The following is an 18872-nucleotide window of genomic DNA, read 5'->3' on the forward strand; positions in this document are numbered from 1 at the left end:
CTGAGTCCTGGTTGTTCGACTTGCCCCGGCTGGTCCGACGTCGGATCTCGACCGTCACGTTCCTGCGGCAGTGCCGGAACACCGCCGGTAGTCGACAGCCGGGTGCGGCCGACTTCCGGCACCCCGCAGGTCAGCGCACTAGGCAACGGAGGTCGGGTTGGCCGCGCCGAGGCGAGTGCCGCGACGCCAGACTTCGCGGGTGTTGAGGGTGTCGGAGATCGTCGTCGTCGGATCACCGTCCACCAGGAGGAGGTCGGCGCGCTTGCCCTCGGCGATGCGCCCGCGGTCGTCGAGGCTGAACCGACGTGCGGGAGTCGAGGTTGCTGCTGCCAGCGCGTCGGTGGGGGAGAGGCCCGCCTGGACGAGGTGCTGCAGTTCTTGGTGGACGCTGGCGCCGTGGGCCAGGCCGCCGAGGAACGGCAGCGGCATCGAGGCGTCCGTGCCGACGAGGAGGTCGACGCCTGCCTGGTGCAGCGCCCCGACGGAGCGGAGCACGTCGTCGAGCCTGCCTCGCGGATAGCGGTTGAAGCTGCTGCGGAGGGTCTCGTTCCAGGCGGCGTCGAGGCGTGAGGACACACGCGCGTCGTCGGCGAGGGTGTCACCGGTGATGCCCATCATGGACGCGTTGAGCACCACGCAGGGCACGACGAAGACACCGGAGGCCGCGATGAGGTCGACGAGCTCGTCGGTGTGCGGTTGGTCCATGAACAGGTGGACCAGCCCGTCGATGCCCGCGTCGATCGCCATCCTGGTCGCCTCGACGGTGAGGGTGTGGGCGACGGTGAGCATGCCGTGCCTGTGGGCTTCCGCGACGCCTGCGGTCACGGTTGCCCGGTCGAGCGTCGGCAGACCGGGGTGGCCCTCGACGCTGCCGTCGTCGATCATGAACTTGATGTAGTCGGACCCGGTCTCGACCAGTCGTGGGATGAAGCCGGCTGCTTGTTCCGGTGTGGTCGAGAAGGGTTGGACGATCTCTCCGACGGGGCGGCGTCCACCACCGGGGCGGAAGCCCTCGGGGAACAGTTCGCTGGGATGGCCACCGGGCGGCGTGATCCCGAAGCCCGCTGATCGGACGTCGGCGAGACCGTCGTCGGAGGTGATGTGCGTCCGGTTGGGCTTGGTGTGGACGCCCTGCATCTCCAGTTCCGTGGTGACCCCGAACCGCAACGCCAGTGCCAGTGCCTCCTCGCTGGTGTGCACGTGGGCGTCGAACAGTCCCGGCAGCAGGGTGCCGCCTCGAGCGTCGACGATCTCGCTTCCCGGCGGAGCGACGGCGCCGACCGAGGTGATGGTGCCGCCGTCGATCACGACGGTGTCGGCGTCCAGCACCCGCTCGCCGTCGAACACGCGCGCGTTGGTGATCGCAGTCCTCATGTCACTCCTGTCGTCGACTCCCCGCCACCGTGGCGGCCGTACTAGAACCATATCAAACTTAGAACGACTTCAACTTTGGGGCTGTTCTAGGTGCTCTATGCTTCTTGCCGTGGAGACGGTGGGGCGCAGGGAGCGCAAGAAGGCGCAGACGCGTCAAGCGCTCGCACAGGCGGCGATGACGCTCTTCCTGGAGCGCGGGTACGACAACGTGACCGTGGCCGAGATCGCCGCGGCCGCCGACGCGGCCCTGGGCACCGTGTTCAGCCACTTCCCGGACGGCAAGGAATCCCTGATCTTCGACGACGGCGCCGAACGCGCCGCCGCCTTGGTCGCCGCCGTTCGTGATCGCCCGGCCGGGCAGACGATCCTGCGAGCGCTGCGGGAGTTCCTCGCGGGCCGCGGGCCGTTCCGGAGCGACACCTCGGTGGAGTTCCGCCGCAAGACCGAGCTGATCGTCACCACCCCCGCGTTGCGCGGCTACCAGCTCAAACTGTGGCTTCGCGGTCAGGACGTGCTCGCGGAGACCATCGCCGCCGAGTGCGGCAGGTCAGCGGGCGACATGGACATCCGGGCCCTTGCCCGCTACGTCCTGATGGTCCCGGACCTCGCCGGCACGGAGCCCGACCCGCGTGCCGCTCTCGACGTCGTCTTCGACCTGCTGGAACAGGGATGGCGCGAAGTGTGAAGCCCTCCGTCGCGCCGGGTCGCTGTCGTGCCCTCGGGCGTGGAGTTGCCGCACCAGCACCTCGGCGGTGTCCTGGGGCCGGTCGCGGACTGCGGAGCATGGAACCCCGAAGCGACAGCCGACACCTGCCACGTCGACCACGAACACCCACCGGGTCCACTGCCGCGGTCGTCACGCCACCCGCAGGTCGACCCGCGCCGCCCCTCGACCTCGCCCGCACCGGCTGACCGAGGAGCGCTTCACCACGACCACCGGGCGCACGCGACAGACGTCGGGCCGCATGGGCAACCGCATCATCCCCGTAGGCAGCCCCCTGGTGGCGCGGCCCGTGCTCACCAAAGCCGGGACGTTGCTGGCGTTCCAGTGTTCGAGTCCGGTCAGACGCTTCGATCGGTGACTGTTTTCGACAATGCGATGACGGAGTCTTTCTGTGGTCGAATGCAGGCCGAACTCCACCAACAAGGTCCCCGACACCCTCAGGATGGGTAAGACTCCGGACTGCCGGGGAAGCTCAGCCCGTCCGCTCAATCATGTTTAACAGTCCGGGCCTACCCGGGCGGATGGTTGCCGTCATGCGAACGGATGGTGTCCGCGCTGAGGAGGTGGTGGACGCTCGGCGGGCTTGCTGTGCTTGGGGTGGGCGCGTTCGGCGACGGGCCGAGCCTGCCTCGGACACCTGTCATCACCACCAAGGAGGAACAGTGACCGCACACCGATCGATTGGCCGGATCGCCTGCCGGGCCGTCGTGCTGGCTGCCACGCTCGCGGCGGTCGTAGCCGTGCCGCTGTCGGCATCGGCCCACAGCGTCCACCGGCCCGATGTCTTCGTCTGCGACCAGGTGGATGACGAGGATCTGCCGACCGTCAGGGCCAACGGGTGCGGGTGGAGGAGTCCCGTCATTCTTCCGGATCCGTTGATCATCCAACCCGAGTTCGCCAGCTGGCACTACTGGTGCGCGAACGGTCATGCTGTCGGGACCACCGTCACGGGGTACGAGTGCGAACGACGGTACTGATCGGACAAGGCTGCGGGTGCAGCGGTCGACCGGTAGGTCTCGCAGCAGGTCGGGCGGGTTCCGGCACCCGCCGCTGCACCCGCGTCGAGCCGGAAGCAGCCCTGGACCGGTGACGGTCACCGGTTCACGGCCCCGCCCGAGTGGAGTCCTATGATGTCCTTTCCTTGACAGACCTGTGGGCTCAGAGGGTCGAGGAGACCGGCACGGGCACCCGGAAGGCGATCGTTCGCCGACCGGTCACCAACCCCTGAGGTGGTAGCCGACCGGCCACAACGCGGCCGAACAGAGCGGACGCCGGACGCCTCCGCGCAGCCTCGTCGTGTGCGCAGTCGGCGCAGATGCGGATGCCGCGATTCGCTCGTGAGGTTCCGGGAATGTCGCCAAGTGGTCCAAGTGGCGCACGACGGCGTGGAGGATCAGCCCTGCGCGAGGGCTTGGGGTGCGGCGGAGCTCGGTGCAGATCGCCTGGGCGACGGAGGCGAGGGTGACGTGGCAGTGCGCCACCGGGATGCGCGACCTCCCCGCCTTGCTCGCCGGCCCGGACCTGCTCAGCAGCCGCTGCTGATTTGCAGGTGGAAGGGCAGGTCGGTGAGACCGCCGCCCATGTTCTTGGTCTCCACGTACACCGCGTTGACGGTCGAGTGGCCGGTCGCGGTGAACACCAGGCCAGGCCCGTACACCAGCCCGTTTCGGGTGTCGCCGACGGTGGCGACGAACGAGCACCAGTAGACGCTGCGGTGCAGGTAGACCTCGTACCGCCCGACGCCGAGCCGGGTGGAGCCGGAGATCATGTTGCCGCGGACCGCGTTGCCCGCCGCGTCGATCACGCCCCACTCGGCGTACCCGCCGTCGTAGCACTGGACCTGGAGGTGGAACGAGTAGTCCTGCAGCCCGTACCCGAGGTTCTTGGTCTCCACGTAGACGCTTGTCGCGCCCGCGTGCCCGCCCGCGGTGAAGACCAGCCCCGGCACGATGTCCACGCCGCTGTACGGTCGGCCGACGGTGGCCACGAAAGAGCAGTTGGTCAGGTACTTGTCGAAGTACACCTCGTACCGACCGGGTCCGTACCGCTGCACCGCGGTCGCGCTGTTCCCGCGGGCCAGCACTCCGCCGCCGGTGACCACCGCGTAGTCGCTCTCGCCCGGGCAGACCACCTGGAGGTGGAACGGGAAGTCCTGGAACCCCTGACCGAGGTTGCGGGTCTCCACGTGCACCGCCCACGTGCTGTCCCGACTGCGCGCGGCGTACACCAGGCCGGGGTTGTAGACCAGCCCCGTTCCCGGGTCTGCGATGGTCGCGGTCCAGGAGCAGTAGACGATGTCCCGGTTGAAGGTGATCTCGTAGCGCCCGGCGCCCTGGCGCGCGTAGCCGATCACGTTGTTGTTGCGGACCAGGTTGCCGCCGTAGTCCACCACCGCCCAGTTGTAGGGCGCCGACCTGGTGGACACGTCGCCCGCCGGCCCGACGTCCGGGGCCGCCGTGGCAACGGCGGACTGCGTGCCACCCGTCAGGAGCAGCACGGCGAAGCCGGCGCTCCCGCACCACCTCGCGAGTCGTCTTCCCGATCTCCCGTGGATTCCCATGCCCGTGATCCCCTCTCGGCCCGCTTCCTCGGGAACCACACTGCCGTGGCGGCGCCTCGATTCCATCAGGGCTGGCACTGATGTCACGGGCGCTGCGCGGCGCGACCATTGCCGGGTGTCGACGGGTGCGGGGCTGAGCACAGGGGAGAAGCCATGGGTGGTGTGGCGGGGATCTTGGTCCTCGGATTGGTGGTGCTGCTGGTGATCGCGTTGTACAAGCGGAGGCGTGCGCGCCGCGAGAGCGTGCCACCGGACCCGCCGTCGGTGCCGAGGTTCCGGGTCGTGGCGCTGGGGGTGCAGGGATCGGGCAAGACGTTGTTGCTCACCGCCTTGTACCGCAGGTTGCAGGTGCCGGGCGACCGCGGCTTCTACCTGAAGGTGCCCTTCGCCCAGCTGATCGAGCTGAACCGGTGGTACCGGGAGGTGGCCAGCACCGACGACGACTGGCCGAGCGGCACCACCAGGAAGGAGATGCGGGAGTTCGACTTCAGCGTTGTGACGAACGTCGGCGACGGCGACGCGACCGTGTTCGACCTGGGCTACCTCGAGTACCCCGGCGAGTTGCTGACCGACCCCGAGGCGCCGGGGTCCGACGCGCAGCAACGACTCCTGACCGCCGTCCAGCAGGCCGACGCGCTGGTCGGGATCATCGACGGCTTCCAGCTCCGGCAGGCGTACGACGGGGACCGCCGCGCCGTGTCGATCCTCCAGACCACGCTCGGCGCCATGGTGCACTGCCTGTTGACGGCCCGCGCGCCGGTGGTGTTCGTCATCACCAAGTGGGACCTGCTCGACCACCTGCACGCGGACGAGAACACCAGGCTGCGGATGGCGCGCGACGTGCTGATGGGGATCGACGGGTTCCGCGACCTGGTCGCCGCGCACGGCGCACGGCGCGTGGTGCGACTGGTCCCGGTCACCGCGGTCGGGCACGATTTCGCGTTCCTCGACCACGGTGTGATCCGAAAGAAGCCGGACGGCCGATTCCAACCGGCCAACGTGGAGGTCGCGCTGTCCGCGGTGGTGCCGGACGTCCTGCTGCGGGTGGAGCTCTCGCTGGACACCGCGACCCGTCGGGCGATCATGGCCGAGGCGCAGCGCCGGACGGCGATGGGACCGGCGGAGGCGCTGCGGACGCTCGGCGCGTTCCTGGCGCAGCGGGTGGGGAAGGCGCTCGTCTCCTCGATCGACGGCGGGATGATCAGCGGTGCCGCCTTGGCGCTGTTCCTGGAGTCGCGCACCGAACCGCAGCCGGGCGTCGATCGGCGGGGAGCCGCGCTCGGCGACGCCGACCGTCGGGCGGAGGGGTTCGTCCAGGCCAGGCGACGGGTCGTGATGGCGCTCCAGCACCAGGTGGCGGTGTTGGAGGCCAGACTCCCGGCGTCCCGCGTGCGGAGCGGGGACTGACGTGGCGGCCCCGGATCGAGGGTGGCCGTTCCTGGTCGCGAGAGGCCGTCGCCGGGGGTACTCGGTGCTGCTCGCGCCCTCGTTCCTGATCGATGACCACGGCCTCCTGGAAGAGGTAGTCGGTCCGGTGCCGGACGTGCGGGTCGCCTCGGTCAGGAACGCCGGAGGCCGGTGGCTGTGCGTCGTCTGGGCTGCGCACACCGCCACCGAGGCGGAGATCGGCAACCCGCGCGACGAGCACAGCAGGCCGTTGCGCCTGCTGTACGGGTTCGTCTGTCCCGACGGGGTGGTCGAACGGCCGTCCGAGGCGGGTATGACCGCGTCGCTGGCCGGCGCGCTCGACACCTACCGCCGGTTCCTGGAGGACGAGGAGCGGTTCACCGTCGAGGCGTCGACGCCGATCGACTTGGGTCCACCCGTCCTGGCGCGGGCGCAGCCGAGGACCATCGCGCCGCCCCCGGCTCCGCAGCACCCGTGTCCACGGCGTTGGCAGGACACCGTCCTGGTGCTCCTGGCCGGGCTGGTCGTCGCGATCATCGGCATCCGGGTCCTCGCCGACGACTCGTCCGACCAGGGGCCGCCACCGCCGTGCCTGACCTTCGACACCCGGGTGACCGGCACGACCACCGCACCACCGTCGACACCGATCCCTGCGCCGCCGTGCTGACCGTTCGGGGGCGAAACGGTTCGCCTTGGCCGAGCGACTTCCCTGGTGGGATCGGCGAACCGGGGTGGTCATGGACAGCACCCACCGGCGCGAAGGCGGCTGGGCGCCGCTGCTCGTCGTGGTGGCGACGGGAATCGGCGTGCTGACCGGGTCCGTGGCTGTCGTGCTCAAGGTCGTGGACGGGTCGCACCCGCTCTCCGACACGCTGCTCAGCGGGCTGAGCGGGTCGCTGTTCCTGCTGGCGGGCCTGGTGGCGCACACGAGGAGGCCCGGCAACCGCACCGGGTTGCTGATGGTGCTGGTGGGTGTCGCCTTCTTCGCGGAGGACCTGCAACTGTCCACCGACCCCGCGGTGTTCAGCGTGGGTCTGCTGTTCGTGCACGCGTCGACTCCCCCGATCGTGCACCTCGTGCTGGCCTTCCCACGAGGATCGCTGCCGACGCGGTCGGCGCGGGTCCTCACGACCACCACCTACGGGGCGGTGTTCGGGTACTCGCTGGTCGAGGCGCTTTTCATGGACTGGTCGGTGATCGGGCGGCCGACGAGCCTGCTCCTCGTCGCGAACCTGCCCGGGGTGGCGTCGACTGCGAAGCAGGTGCTCGACATCGTCGGCGTGGTCCTCGCGGCAGGTGTCGTGGTGTCGCTGGCGCGGCGGTACCTCGACGCGCAGCGGGACATCAGGGCCGCGCTCACGCCGGTGTTGCTGATCGGCACGATCGGTGGCGTGGCCTCCGCGCTGGGCAGCGCGGCGGGATCGGACCACCCGCTGTACCCGGTGCTCGCGCCGTGCTACCGCGTGGCGTTCTGCCTGTGGCCGATCGCGTTCCTCGTCGGGGTGCTGTGGACCAGGCCACGCCGGACGGTGATCGCGGACCTGCTGATCGCGGCCCGGCACCCCGGCACGCTGGAAGGGGTGCGCGACACCCTCGCGGTCGCGCTGCGGGACCCGTCGCTGCGGTTGGGCCGATGGGACGCGGGGTCCGGGACGTTCCTCGACGCCGAGGGGCGACCGGTCCCGGTGGGCACGCTGCTCGGCGACCGCGAAGGCGAGCCGCTGGGCGTGTTGTCGCGCCGCGAGGTGCCGTGGGAGGACACCCGCACCGCCGAGGCGGTGGCGGCGCTCGCCGGGCTGGTGCTGGACAACCAGCGGCTGGCCGAGCAGGCGGGTGCCCGGCTCGTGGAGGTGCACGCGTCGAGGGCCCGGCTCGTCACGGCCGCCGACGACGAGCGCCGTCGGGTGGAGCGGGACCTGCACGACGGCGCGCAGCAGCGGCTGGTCGTGGTCGCGCTGGGCATCGAACTGGCCCGTGAACGGGTCCAGCGAGCCGACGACCCCGAGCTGGTGGCGCTGCTCCGGAGCACCGCGGAGGGAATCTCCGCCGCCATCACCGAGCTGCGCGAGCTGGCGAGGGGCATCCACCCGGCGTTGTTGGCCGACGCCGGGTTGGGCCCCGCGGTGGCCGAGCTGGTCGACCGCACCCCGTTGCCGGTCGACCTGGTCACCGACGATCTGCCGTCCATGCCGGCGGCGGTCGAGGCGACGGCGTACTTCGTGGTCGCCGAGGCGTTGACGAACGTGCTCAAGCACGCGAACGCGAACAAGGTCCAGGTGCGGCTCTCGGCGGGCGGTGACCGGCTGCGCGTCGAGGTGGTCGACGACGGGGTGGGCGGCGCCCACCTGGCCGAGGGCTCGGGCCTGGCCGGGCTGCGCGACCGGGTGCGGGCACTGGACGGAGAACTCGATGTGGGGGATGTCGGGGGCCGCGGCACCGCGGTCGTGGCCGACATCCCGAAGGGGTGATCGAGCGTGGAACTGACCGTCGTGCTGGCCGACGACGCCGTCCTGGTGCGCGAGGCGCTCGCCGACCTGCTGTCGGGTCGCGGGTTCCGCGTGCTGGCGCAGGTGGGTGATGCCGAGGAGCTGCACGCGGCGGTGGCCGAGCACCACCCGGACGTGGTCGTGGTGGATGTCCGGATGCCGCCCGGGTACCGGCTCGAAGGGCTGCGCGCCGCCGTCGAGATCCGGGCGCGCCACCCCGGGACGGGGGTCTTGGTGCTGTCCCAGCACGTGGAGTCGCATTACCTGCCCGCGCTGCTCGGCGGCGACGCGCGGGGTGCCGGCTACCTGCTCAAGGAACGGGTCGCCGGCGCCGCCGCGTTCGTCGACGCGGTCCGCCAGGTCGCGGAGGGAGGGTGCGTCCTGGACCAGGAGGTCGTGACGAGGATGATGCGGACGCGGCGGCGGAAGGACCCGCTGGACGGGCTGAGCGACCGCGAGCGGGAGATCCTCTCGCTGATGGCGCAGGGGCGGTCGAACCAGGCGATCTGCCGCCTGCTCGTGGTGACGAAGAAGACCGTGGAGACCCACGTGCGCAACATCTTCACCAGGCTGGACCTGCTGCCCCAGCCCGACGACAACCGCCGGGTGCTTGCGGTGCTGGCCTACCTGCGCCCGGACGGTGGGCGGGCTCCGTAGCCCGCCGACCGGAACCCGCGGCCAGACCGGGTCCTGGCCACTGTGCCGCCCGGGACGGTGTGCGGGAGTGCCGGCAGGCCTCGATGCGGTTCTGCGGGAAGGCCAGGCGCCGGTTGCCGTGGTGGCTGCGCCACGGCTCGCCGTCGACGCCCGGCCCAGGCACCGGAACTGGCCGGCCGCCTCGTCGGAGCGCTCGAGCAGCGGGTTCATGCCCGCTGGACTCCGGTCGGAGCGCAGGTCCCGGGTGGCCGCGCCCTCGGCGGCCAGTCGCGGCAGCAGGACGTCCCACGCCTCGCGCACCATCGACCGTGCACCGACTTCAGGTCTTCAACGGCATGGATTGCCGACAAGGCCTCTCCGGTCGAAGAGGATTCAATTCCGGGTTTGATCACAATGGGGATTGTGATCTGTTGCCACTCGCCGGACTCGTTGCGATCCGGGACCGCTGTCGTCAGCGGGCGGTGATCAGTGCGTCTGCGGGTACGCTCGCGGCGGGCAGGCCCAGACGGCTGCCGATGGCCTCGGCGATCTCGCGGAGCGGGATGGCTCCGTCCCCGATCGCGTGCCAATACCTGCCGGCCGGACCCTTCTCCAGCGCCAGGCGGAACAAGGAGGCGGCATCGCGGATGTGCACGGCGTTCCACAGGTTCGCGCCGTCTCCGGGGTAGCCGACGAAGCCCTTCTCCTTCGCGAGCGCGATCAGTTGCACGAGGAAACCGGCGCGATCGGTCGTGCTGTGCGCGATGTTGGCGATCCGCACGACCGAAGACCGCACTCCCCGCTCGGCGAGGCCGACCACGGTGGTTTCCACGATGTTGCGAACCCGCAGGGTTCCCTTGTGCTCATCCCCGCCGGGAAGGGCCGGGTCCTCCTCGGTGGCAGGTCGGCCCAGGTTACCGGGCGAGCCGATGCTCCCCGCTGTGACCAGCGGCTTTCCGGTTCCCGCGAGTGCATCGCCGTACGCGAGCATGATCGGGAGCTCCGCGGTGGCCACGGCGTCGATCCCGCCGGACGGAAGCAGGTCTTGCCTGTCTCGCGGTGGCGGCGTCAAGCACCTCGCCGCTGGTCGACGACTTCTTCACCGCGGCACAGGCGACGGCCGACATCACGGCAGAATGCGGGAGCTACAACCTGGGTGCGGCTCTTCCGGAGGGACGCTGAGCCGCGCTGTATGCGCGACCCACCAACCGCGTAGCCGGAGTGAAACAGCGCTCGAACGGGTGGATTGCCGACGTGGCGATGCCCGGCAGGGCGAGTGCCGCTACCCGGCGGGATCGGGCTTCGTCGGTTGCGGCTCGGGTTCCTCCGGAGCCGGCACGGCCGTCGGGTCGCGCAGCCACTTCATCTTGATCTCGAACTGGCCGTCCACCGCGGTCTTCGCGATCACCGCCCCGGCCGTCGCGGACAGCTTCACGGCGAACTTCAGCTCCACCTCGTCGGGTTGCCGGCTCATCGACCGCAGCTGGCCGAGTGCCGCGGCTGCCGCGTCGCGGATGCTCTCCAGCGCCTTCTCGAAGGACACCTTGGCGTCGGCGATCAGGTCGTCGCGGCGCGACACGCGGGTCGTGTGCGGGACGGGGTCGACCTCCACCACGACTTCGCCGCCGTCCTCCAGGACGAACCGGGCCATCTCCTGCACGCGTCGCTCCTCACTGTCCACAAGGGACGTCAAGCCACTGTCCGGGGTCGTTCAGGCTCGCCCGGACCTCGTCCAGGTCGGCCAGCAGGGCGTCCAACCGCGCCGGGGCGTGCAGGTACTCCAGCACGGCGCGGTAGAACGCGTCGGTCATCCGCGCGGGCATCAGGTCGGACGCGTCCAAGCACAGCGGGTCCGTCGTGAGTCTCCGCGCGATCCGGCGGCTGAGGTCGTCGTCGTAGACGTCGGTGACGGTCTTGTTCGCCGAGAACACGCTGCCGCCGCGCATTTCCGGCCAAATGCGCTGTGCCTCGTCGGACGCGAGGAACTTGATGAGCGCCCTCGCCTCCGGGGTGTCGTGGAACATGCCCGCGAGGTCGGCGGACACCGACGACACCCGGCCACCGGGGAAGGGGAAGAAGTCGAAGTCCGCCCCCGGCCGCGGGGTGCTGCCGCCCTCGCGCTCCACGGCCTGGTAGCCGCCCATGGCGAACGAGGCCTGGTACTCCAGCAGGCACCCCGGCGGGTTCGCGAACAACGCCCGGCCCGCGTCGTCGAAGTCGGTCAGCAGCGCGGCCTGCGCGCCGCCCCGCACCGCGCCGGGCGAGGCCACGAGCTCGCCCCACGCCTGCCAGGCCTGGCGGACCTGCGGCGACGTCCACGCGAGCCGCCCGGAGGCCCACTCCCGGTGCACCTCGGGCCCGGCGGAGTGCAGCAGGATGTCCTCGACCCAGTCGGTGCCCGGCCAGCCGGACACGGGTGGGGAACCCATGCCCAGGCACCACGGCGTGCGGCCCTCCGCGCCGAGCCGGCGGCTCAACGCGACGAGTTCCTCCCAGGTCACCGGCGTCGGCCAGTCGGCGTTCGCGGTGGCGTACCAGATCGTGCTCTTGACGTCGGCCTTGACGGCCACCGCGTACTGCCGGTCCCGCCCCACCCGTTGCAGCGTCAACCACTGAGGTCCGTACGACCCGCTCTGGTCGCCGAGCACCTCGTCCAACGGGTGCAGCTCGCCCTGCCTCGCGTATGCGGCCAACACGCTCGGGTTGGGCAGGACGGCCACGTCCGGCGCGGCGTCGCGCTGGACATCGGCGGCGAGCACCTGGTCGACGGCACGCGTGCCCCGGTACTCGTAGCCGATCCCGGTGGCGGCCTCGAACCGGTCGAGCACCTCGCGGAAGGCGTCTTCCTCGGAGCCGGTCCACGACGCCATCACGGTGACCGTGCCGCTCGATGTCGTCGCGCACGCGCCGGATGCCAGCAGCGCGACAGCCAGCACGAGCCGCACCGCCCGCGTCCGGGCTTTCCCTCGGATTCTCATGTTCGGTACCGGTATTCGTTGAGGCGGCGCACCATGCCGATGACGACGAGCACGAACGCGAGCACGGCCGCCAGCGGCACGAGCCAGCCGCGCCCGCCGGAATCCGTGGCAGCCCGGGTCTGCGCGGTGACCTCCTGGGCATCGGTGTCGTGCTCGTTGGTCACGTCGGTGACCTGTGCGGGCAGCCCGGCCCGGAACTCGTCGACCGTGGGCCCGCACCCCTGCGCGCCGCACAGCCCGGAGAGCAGGTCGGCCAACGCCCGTTGACCGACGGCTTCGTCGGCGGAGACCGCCGCCTGCCGTTCGGCGAGCAGGGTGTCGACCCGGTCACCGACCTGGACGAGCTGCTGGCGCTGGGAGGCGGTGAACAGCAGGGCGACCGCCACGAAGAGCGTGAGCACGGTCGCGACGGCGAGCCAGACGTTCAAGACTCGGCGGAACCGCTTGAAGAACTGCCACTGCACCGCCAGCAGCACAAGTCCGAACAAGGCGGGCAGCAGCGGCGAGGCAGGCTGCGACCACAGCAGCGGAGGCCACAGGGTCCCGTCGTCGAGCTGCTCCGCCAACGCCGCCCGCTGGTCGGCCTGCAAGGTCTCCAACTGCTCCAGGACGCCACCGGGGGCGTGCAGCAGTCGCGACGCGTACCACAGGTCGGCCGCGCCCAGACCGGTCGCCTCCGGGACGCGGTAGTGGGCGTCGGCTTGGCCGACCGCGCCCGAGTAGGCGGCGACCAGGCCGGCGATGACCTGGAGCCTGCCCGCGCCCGCTGCCGCCTGGTTGGCCTCCGCGACCTTGGCCAGGCTCTGGTTGGCCGCGGCCAACCGGTTCGTGTAGTCCTGCCCCGGGCCGGTGAGCGCCGCGTGCCCGGACGCGAAGGACGTGATCACCGCCCGGTCGGCGGCGGTCAGCGCGAGGCGGGCCGCGGCGGTCTCCAGCACCGCTTCGGTCGTCCGGTCGCGGACGGTCCCGGCGGTGTCGGCCACGGCCCACACCGCCCACGGGGCGGTCGCCAGCGTCAGCACTGCCGCGCCGAGCAGGAACCACAGCCGCCGCACCAGCCACGTGCGCGTGCCGCCGCCGACGTGCGCGGGGAGCGGCCTCTCGCGGACTGTCACGTCGCGACCTCGGCCATCGGGCCGCCGCAGCTCTCGCAGAACCTCACGGTCGGCCTGTTCGGCTGCTCGCAGTGCGGGCAGGGCCGCGGCGGCCCCGCCTCAAGGACCGGGTCGGCGGCGGACGGGCGCGGTCCTCCGATGCCCGACGGGGCGATGAGCACGCTGCCGATGGCGCTGCGCGTGACGTCGGGGCGAAGCCGGACGTCACCGGTCCGCGCGTCGCGGATCTCCACGATGCGCGCCAGGCGTTCCAGGTAACCGTCGTTGTGCTGCTCGGTGGCCAGTCGCACGGCCTTGCCCCAAGCCCGCTCGGCCGCGTCGAACCGGCCCTCGCCGTGCGCGTCGCCGCCGTCCGCCATCGCCGCGTTCAGCTCGGCCTGCGCCAGGTACTGGCTGACCACCGGGTGGACGATCGTCGGCTGCACCGGGTCGTGCGTCCAGCGGGCGACCACGGCGACCGTCTCGGAGACCGCGCCGTCAGCCTCCAGCTCCGCCCACGCCAGCTGGCGGTCGACGTCGTGGCTGGGCGGCGTGTCCGGGTCGATGTCGAGGCACAGGTGGTAGTCCTTCGACTCGTCGGCCGACCACGATCCCAGCGACAGCACGTGCTCGTCGTCGCCTTCCCGGCGCATGCGGTCGGTGAGGTCGTACTCGTTGGGCATCACCTGGGTCACGAACCGCACCCTGCTGTAGGGCATGGTGCCGATGCGCAGCCGCACCTCGGGCAGCACCTTCGTCAGCGCCTGCTCCACCAGTCGTCGGAAGTCGGCCGCGAGCAGGTGGTCCTCCACGACGGAATCAGCCTCGCCACGCAGGACCTTGACGATCTCGGCCAGCTCCCGGGGGTCCCAGCCCTCCCCGACGCCACGCGCGTCGCAGACGAACCGGCCCTCGCAGGCGTTCAGCTCGGTCACCAGGGCCTGGTGGCTCTCGGACTCGTTGTTGCCGTCGGTGAGCAGGATCGCGTGGCGCACGGTGTCCGGGTGGGCGGCGAACAGGAGCCTGGTCTTGGCCAGCCACGTGCCCATCGCGGTACCGCCGTACGCGCCGAGGCGTGCGACGGCCTGCTGCGCGGCCCGCCGCGTCGCGTCCGACGCGACAACCAGGCCGTCGTGCTCCGGGTAGACGACCCGAGCGTCCTCCGCACCCCGCACGACGCCGAACAGCGCGCCGTCGGGGAGCGCCGCGACGGCGGCGGAGGCCGCCCGTTTCGCCTCCTCGATCTTCGTGTGCGGGTGCCGCATCGAACTGGAGCAGTCGATCATCAGCACCTCGGCCGAGCGGGTCGGCGGCGTGGCGGCGCCACCACGTGCGCTGACGGTCAGCACCGCGTGCATCGCGGTGTCACCCTGGGCCAGGAACTTGTTCTGGTGCACCGTGATGCCCAGCTCCACCCCTGTCATGGCGTTCCGTTCCCCCTCTGCGGTGCTCGGCTGGGATCAGACCAACGTGATCGGGCGTCGCTCGTTGGCCAGGTCGATCAACACGTCGTGCTCCTCCCTGCTCGACGCCTGCCACGCGAGGTGGCGCAACGTCTTCTCCATGCGCTCGCGCAGGGCCCGTTCGGTCCGCTGGTCGCCCAGCAGCGCCCCGGCCGGCGGCGTGACGTCGTGCTCGACGCACTTCAGCGCCGTGTCCAGCACCGCGGCACGCAGCCGGTCGGCCCGGATGTCGTCCACGCCGAGCGCCGTCAACCGTTCCTCGGCCTCGGCGAAGTCACCGGGGCCCGGCAGCAGCACCTCGCCGCCGGACCTGCGCAGCGGACCGGTGAGCACCCGGACACCGGCGATCCGCGCGGCCTCGTCGTGGCGGGAGAACTCGGGCACCTGGTCGAGCACGCGAACAGCGCCGGCCCGGTCGCCACCGCGCAGCGCGATCCTCGCCAACCCGAACGCCGCGCTGACCTGCGCGCGGTGCAACCACACCGCGCCGTAGTAGCGCCCGGCGTCCTCATCGAGGTGTTCCAGGCACAGCCCGAGCGCCAGTTTCGGCGTCTCCTCGCCCGGGATGTCGTGGTAGACGGAGGTGAACTTCCCGACGGCCGCGGCCACGCGGCCGGAGGCCAGTTCGATCAACCCCTCGTGCCAGCGGACCCGCCAGTCGTGCTCGGCCCGCGTGCCGAGCAACCGGATGGCCTCGCGCACGCTCGCCGTCGCCGCGGCCACGTCGGCCAACTCCAGGAACGCCCGGCAGCGGCGGAACTCGACCTCCACCGACGGCGCCGCCTGCGCGAGCTTCTTCAGCAGCCGTGCCGCGTCGGGGGCGCGGACCGTGCGGAGGAACGCGACCTGCCCGTCGTCGGGGTCCTCGCGCGGCGCCGGCAGCCCCAGGGCGACCTCCTGCGGTGTGGGGCCGCGGACGAGCGCCGACACGTCGCCCGCGATCAGGTCGCGCACCGACGGCACGTCACCCAGACCCGCGTCGAGCAGTGCGGTCGGTTCCGCGAACAGCGTCGAGAACGCCGGCCGGGAACGGCCGTCGCGCAAGGACAGGATCTCGTTGAGCACGCCGTCGAGCTGCACCAGCATCTCGTCGGCGCTGGCCAAGCGGCGCTCGTACGGCGCGACGGCCCGCCGCAGGACGTGGACGAACGACTCGATGCCGAACGCGGCCGGGTGCGCCGGGTCGACGGCGAGCTCCGAGGTGCCGGGCTTCCAGCCGTCGCTCGCGTTGTACAGCTCCCGCAGGGTCATCCCCACCGTGTGGACGTCCGAGCGCACGGTCAGCCCGCGCTCGTGCACTTCCGCCCGGCGGGCTCTCGGGTCGTCAGTGCCGAACTGGTAGTGCTCGGTGATGACCCACGGGCTCTCCCGGTCGCCGATGCGGCGGATGCCGCCGAAGTCGATGAGCTTGACCCGTTGGTCGCCGTGGATCACGTTGTCCGGCTTCATGTCGCAGTAGAGCAGGCCCTGCCCGTGCAGGTAGGACAGCGCGGTGAGGATCTCGCGGCCGTAGGCCACGACGTGCTCGACCAGCAGCATGCCCCGCTCGGGGCTGAGGCTCGCCCGGCCGCGGTTCTTCACCTCGCGCAGTGACAGCCCGTCGACGAACTCCATCACGATGTAGCCGGCGTCGTCGTGCGTGACGACGTCGCGGATCCGCACGATGTTGGGGTGTCCGAGCGCGATGAGGACCTGGCTCTCGTTCTCCGCGATCCGCACGGCCGCGGTGTTGTTGACGTCGATGAGCCCTTTGAGCGCCACGTGCTGGCCGAGTCGGACGTCCTTCGCCAGGTACACGAACCCCAGTCCGCCGCGCGCGATGCAGCCGCGCACCTCGTAGCGCCCGGCCACCACGTCGCCAGGGCCGAGCTTCGGCTTGAACGAGAAGGGGCTGCCGCACTCGCCGCAGAACCCCTCGTCGCGCGGCGGACCGCCGTCGACCGGCCGGCCCACGGCCGCGCCGCAGCCCTGCTTGCCGCAGAACCGCTCCTCTTCCGCGACGCCGGGGACCGGCTGGACGCGGCTGTCCGGCTCGGGCAGCTCCACCACCGGCAACGGCACGTGCGCGCCGCCGCTGCCCTGCCCGGTGGTCTGCGGCGGGCGGGTGACCGTCGTGCTCGTGACCCGGGTGGGGCGTTCCCCGGCGGGTTCGAGGCGTGCCGGGCCGGCGGCCGGGCCCTGGGAGCCGACGAGTGCCGTGGTGGGGCTCTTCGGCGGAAGGCCGCACCGGCGGCAGTACCCGGTCCGCGCGATCGTGCCGGTGCACCCGTCACGTTCACACGCGATCATCACCGACCCCCGATCCCGTGGCGCACCGCGTTCATGTAGTCGACGACCGCCTGCCCGGCGGCCCCGATGTCGCACGGGCCGTCGTAGAGCAGCCGCCACGCCCGGCCGTACGCCTCGTCCAACCCGCGCTCCTCGACCAAGCCGTGGTCGCGCGCCATCTCGGCGTAGGAGTCGAGCCGGGCTCGCAAGGCGACGCGCCGGTCCACCAGCTCGTCGAGCGCGGCGCGGCGCCGCCTGCCTTCGTCGAGCGCCCCGGTCACCGCGCGTTCGCACTCGCCGACGTGCCGCTCCACCCACGCGGTGTCGCCCGCCGCCCACGCCGATCGAAGCTGGTTCACCGCGCTGCGCAGGCGCCTCGCCCGCGGGGCCGGCAGCACGACCCCGGTGAACCGGGGTCCGACCGCCAGCTGGTGCTCCTCGATCGCGGCGAGGTCGGCGACCGACTTGTCCAGTGCCGCCAGGCGGACCGGGAAACCGGGTTCGACCGGCTTCCCCGCCTCGGACGTCGACCGCACGACGCTGGCCCGCGGCGAGATCTCACGACGGAACCCGAGGACCAGCCGGTCGCCCAGCTCCGCCGCGCGGTCGGCGAGAGGGACCAGCACGTCCTCGACCAGCCGATCCGGTTCGGCGGCGTCGTCGATCCCGTCGACCACCACGGTGCGGCCCGCCGTGGCGCCGACCGCGAACCGCTCCTCGATGCGCCGCCGGACCTCGTCGGCGGTCTTGCCCGAGGCGTCCACGGCGAGGTCCACGCTGCCGACGCGCGGTCGCTCGTCCACCCCCTCGGGCAGGCCGGGCAGCCGCACGGACCGCTCCCGGTCGGCGGAAGCCACGACCAGCCGCAACGCGCGCGCCGTCGCCGACTCGTACTCCCCGGTCACCACGACCCACACCGCGCCGGCCCCGGCGGTCGCGAACCACTGGGAGAGCTTCCGCGCGAATGCCACGTCGACCACGTCGGTGCGGTGGTCGACGAAGCTGTCGTCGACCGCCGGGCCGTCCGGCACCCACGCACCCAGCCGTGGCAGGTGGCCCAGCATCGTCTCGACGGGGATCATCCAGCCGACGCGGCCACCGTCGCCGGTGTAGCGGCTGACGACCATGCCGATGACGTGGCCGGTCGCCTCGTCGAGCACCGCGGTGCCGCTGTAGCCCTGCCCGATCGGCTCCGCTTCACCGGTGCGCTGCAACTGGACCCACTCACCGGCCGGTCCGCCCTCGCCGACGAGACGAGCGAGGGTCCACATGCCGTCGTCGGCACCGAACGGGAAGCCGTAGGCACGGACGAGCTGGTGGTCGCGCAACGGCATGCGGTGCAGCGGCGCACCGTACGCCGCGGGCTCCGGCTTCTCCAGCCGCAACAGGGCGATGTCGCCCCGCTCCTGCTCGGTCTGCGGCACCCAGCCCCCGTCCACGACCGACGCGACACCGGGCGACGCGTCCGGCACGCCGACGAAGTCGACCACGACCTTCCCGTGCGGCCCGTTGATGCTCTCGACCACGTGCGCGCAGGTCAGCAGGTGCCACTCGTCGAGCATCGTGCCTGCGCCGAAGACCCGCCCCACATCGTCGGACAACCGAACCCGCCAGCGTCGCCGCTCGCGTTCGAACCCCATTGAGCGGATGCTACGCAGACCGTGGAGGCGGCTGACCGCACTTCACCGGACCAACCCCGATCCCGTCCGCGATCCCACCCGATCGGCGCAACAGGCCACATCCCGGGCCGAGGCCGCACCGCTCCCCGTTCGGCGCTCGCCGAGCCGACCGGCGGTTGCGGAACTCACCCCTGGGCAAGCGTCCACAGGTTGTCGCAGCGGTTCTGCAGGGTCGAACGACGGCGTTCTACAGTCGTTTTGCA

General features: G+C 71.6%; 15 protein-coding genes. 6 read left to right on the plus strand and 9 right to left on the minus strand.

The features are described 5' to 3' along the window. Positions 1–138: 138 nt before the first annotated feature. The gene (locus ACQPYE_RS18935) at positions 139–1374 is read right to left on the minus strand and encodes an amidohydrolase family protein (RefSeq protein ID WP_498722753.1); all 1236 of its coding nucleotides are present in this window, start codon (positions 1372–1374) and stop codon (positions 139–141) included. 109 nt (positions 1375–1483) lie between these two features. Between ACQPYE_RS18935 and ACQPYE_RS18940 the strand changes: the two genes are divergently transcribed. Next, positions 1484–2059 (plus strand): TetR/AcrR family transcriptional regulator, encoded by a 576-nt coding sequence (locus tag ACQPYE_RS18940; protein ID WP_498722755.1) that lies wholly within the window; start codon positions 1484–1486, stop codon positions 2057–2059. Positions 2060–2760: 701 nt separating this feature from the next. Continuing rightward, positions 2761–3075 carry a hypothetical protein gene (locus ACQPYE_RS18945; protein ID WP_498722757.1) on the plus strand — a complete coding sequence of 105 codons (315 nt, stop codon included), beginning with the start codon at positions 2761–2763 and terminating at the stop codon, positions 3073–3075. A gap of 548 nt (positions 3076–3623) precedes the next feature. Here ACQPYE_RS18945 and ACQPYE_RS18950 read toward each other — a convergent pair. After that, complete coding sequence (locus ACQPYE_RS18950) at positions 3624–4595, minus strand: hypothetical protein (protein ID WP_498722758.1); 972 nt, start codon at positions 4593–4595, stop codon at positions 3624–3626. A gap of 216 nt (positions 4596–4811) precedes the next feature. Here ACQPYE_RS18950 and ACQPYE_RS18955 point away from each other — a divergent pair, with 216 nt between their 5' ends. The 4 genes from ACQPYE_RS18955 (at position 4812) to ACQPYE_RS18970 (ending at position 9208) form a co-directional block, all read left to right on the plus strand. Then, positions 4812–6065 carry a TRAFAC clade GTPase domain-containing protein gene (locus ACQPYE_RS18955; protein WP_498722759.1) on the plus strand — a complete coding sequence of 418 codons (1254 nt, stop codon included), beginning with the start codon at positions 4812–4814 and terminating at the stop codon, positions 6063–6065. Between the two features lies 1 nt (position 6066). Next, positions 6067–6732, plus strand: a complete 666-nt coding sequence (locus ACQPYE_RS18960) for a hypothetical protein (protein ID WP_498722760.1) — start codon at positions 6067–6069, stop codon at positions 6730–6732. 70 nt (positions 6733–6802) lie between these two features. Next, the gene (locus ACQPYE_RS18965; RefSeq protein ID WP_498722762.1) at positions 6803–8533 is read left to right on the plus strand and encodes a sensor histidine kinase; all 1731 of its coding nucleotides are present in this window, start codon (positions 6803–6805) and stop codon (positions 8531–8533) included. 12 nt (positions 8534–8545) lie between these two features. Then, the gene (locus ACQPYE_RS18970) at positions 8546–9208 is read left to right on the plus strand and encodes a response regulator transcription factor (protein ID WP_498722944.1); all 663 of its coding nucleotides are present in this window, start codon (positions 8546–8548) and stop codon (positions 9206–9208) included. A 451-nt stretch (positions 9209–9659) separates the two neighbouring features. On the opposite strand, the gene ACQPYE_RS18975 is transcribed toward ACQPYE_RS18970, so the two are convergent. The 7 genes from ACQPYE_RS18975 to ACQPYE_RS19005 form a co-directional block, all read right to left on the minus strand. Beyond that, positions 9660–10202 (minus strand): Rossmann-fold NAD(P)-binding domain-containing protein, encoded by a 543-nt coding sequence (locus ACQPYE_RS18975; RefSeq protein WP_498722764.1) that lies wholly within the window; start codon positions 10200–10202, stop codon positions 9660–9662. 267 nt (positions 10203–10469) lie between these two features. Then, on the minus strand, positions 10470–10838 hold the full coding sequence (locus ACQPYE_RS18980; protein ID WP_498722945.1) for a CU044_2847 family protein: 369 nt from the start codon (positions 10836–10838) through the stop codon (positions 10470–10472). 19 nt (positions 10839–10857) lie between these two features. Beyond that, positions 10858–12165, minus strand: a complete 1308-nt coding sequence (locus tag ACQPYE_RS18985) for an ABC transporter substrate-binding protein (RefSeq protein ID WP_498722765.1) — start codon at positions 12163–12165, stop codon at positions 10858–10860. Continuing rightward, entirely contained in the window at positions 12162–13280 is a 1119-nt protein-coding gene (locus ACQPYE_RS18990) for a GlnX family signal transduction membrane protein (RefSeq protein ID WP_498722767.1), read from the minus strand. Before ACQPYE_RS18990 ends, ACQPYE_RS18985 begins: the two co-directional genes overlap by 4 nt. Then, positions 13277–14683: a VWA domain-containing protein gene (locus ACQPYE_RS18995; RefSeq protein ID WP_498722768.1), complete on the minus strand. Its 1407-nt coding sequence runs from the start codon at positions 14681–14683 to the stop codon at positions 13277–13279. Before ACQPYE_RS18995 ends, ACQPYE_RS18990 begins: the two co-directional genes overlap by 4 nt. Positions 14684–14719: 36 nt before the next feature. After that, positions 14720–17011: a tetratricopeptide repeat protein gene (locus ACQPYE_RS19000; RefSeq protein ID WP_498722770.1), complete on the minus strand. Its 2292-nt coding sequence runs from the start codon at positions 17009–17011 to the stop codon at positions 14720–14722. Further along, complete coding sequence (locus tag ACQPYE_RS19005) at positions 17011–18630, minus strand: S1 family peptidase (RefSeq protein WP_498722772.1); 1620 nt, start codon at positions 18628–18630, stop codon at positions 17011–17013. The genes ACQPYE_RS19000 and ACQPYE_RS19005 overlap by 1 nt, the downstream gene beginning before the upstream one ends. Positions 18631–18872 lie beyond the last annotated feature (242 nt).

It is taken from the genome of Actinosynnema sp. CA-299493, assembly GCF_050946825.1.
Lineage (GTDB): Bacteria > Actinomycetota > Actinomycetes > Mycobacteriales > Pseudonocardiaceae > Actinosynnema.

Bases quoted from the DNA above. Each gene is read 5' to 3' on its own strand.
- ACQPYE_RS18935 (WP_498722753.1), bottom strand. From the start codon at position 1,374: ATGAGGACTGCGATCACCAACGCGCGCGTGTTCGACGGCGAGCGGGTG.
- ACQPYE_RS18955 (WP_498722759.1), top strand. From the start codon at position 4,812: ATGGGTGGTGTGGCGGGGATCTTGGTCCTCGGATTGGTGGTGCTGCTG.
- ACQPYE_RS18965 (WP_498722762.1), top strand. From the start codon at position 6,803: ATGGACAGCACCCACCGGCGCGAAGGCGGCTGGGCGCCGCTGCTCGTC.
- ACQPYE_RS18980 (WP_498722945.1), bottom strand. From the start codon at position 10,838: ATGGCCCGGTTCGTCCTGGAGGACGGCGGCGAAGTCGTGGTGGAGGTC.
- ACQPYE_RS18985 (WP_498722765.1), bottom strand. From the start codon at position 12,165: ATGAGAATCCGAGGGAAAGCCCGGACGCGGGCGGTGCGGCTCGTGCTG.
- ACQPYE_RS18995 (WP_498722768.1), bottom strand. From the start codon at position 14,683: ATGACAGGGGTGGAGCTGGGCATCACGGTGCACCAGAACAAGTTCCTG.
- ACQPYE_RS19000 (WP_498722770.1), bottom strand. From the start codon at position 17,011: ATGATCGCGTGTGAACGTGACGGGTGCACCGGCACGATCGCGCGGACC.
- ACQPYE_RS19005 (WP_498722772.1), bottom strand. From the start codon at position 18,630: ATGGGGTTCGAACGCGAGCGGCGACGCTGGCGGGTTCGGTTGTCCGAC.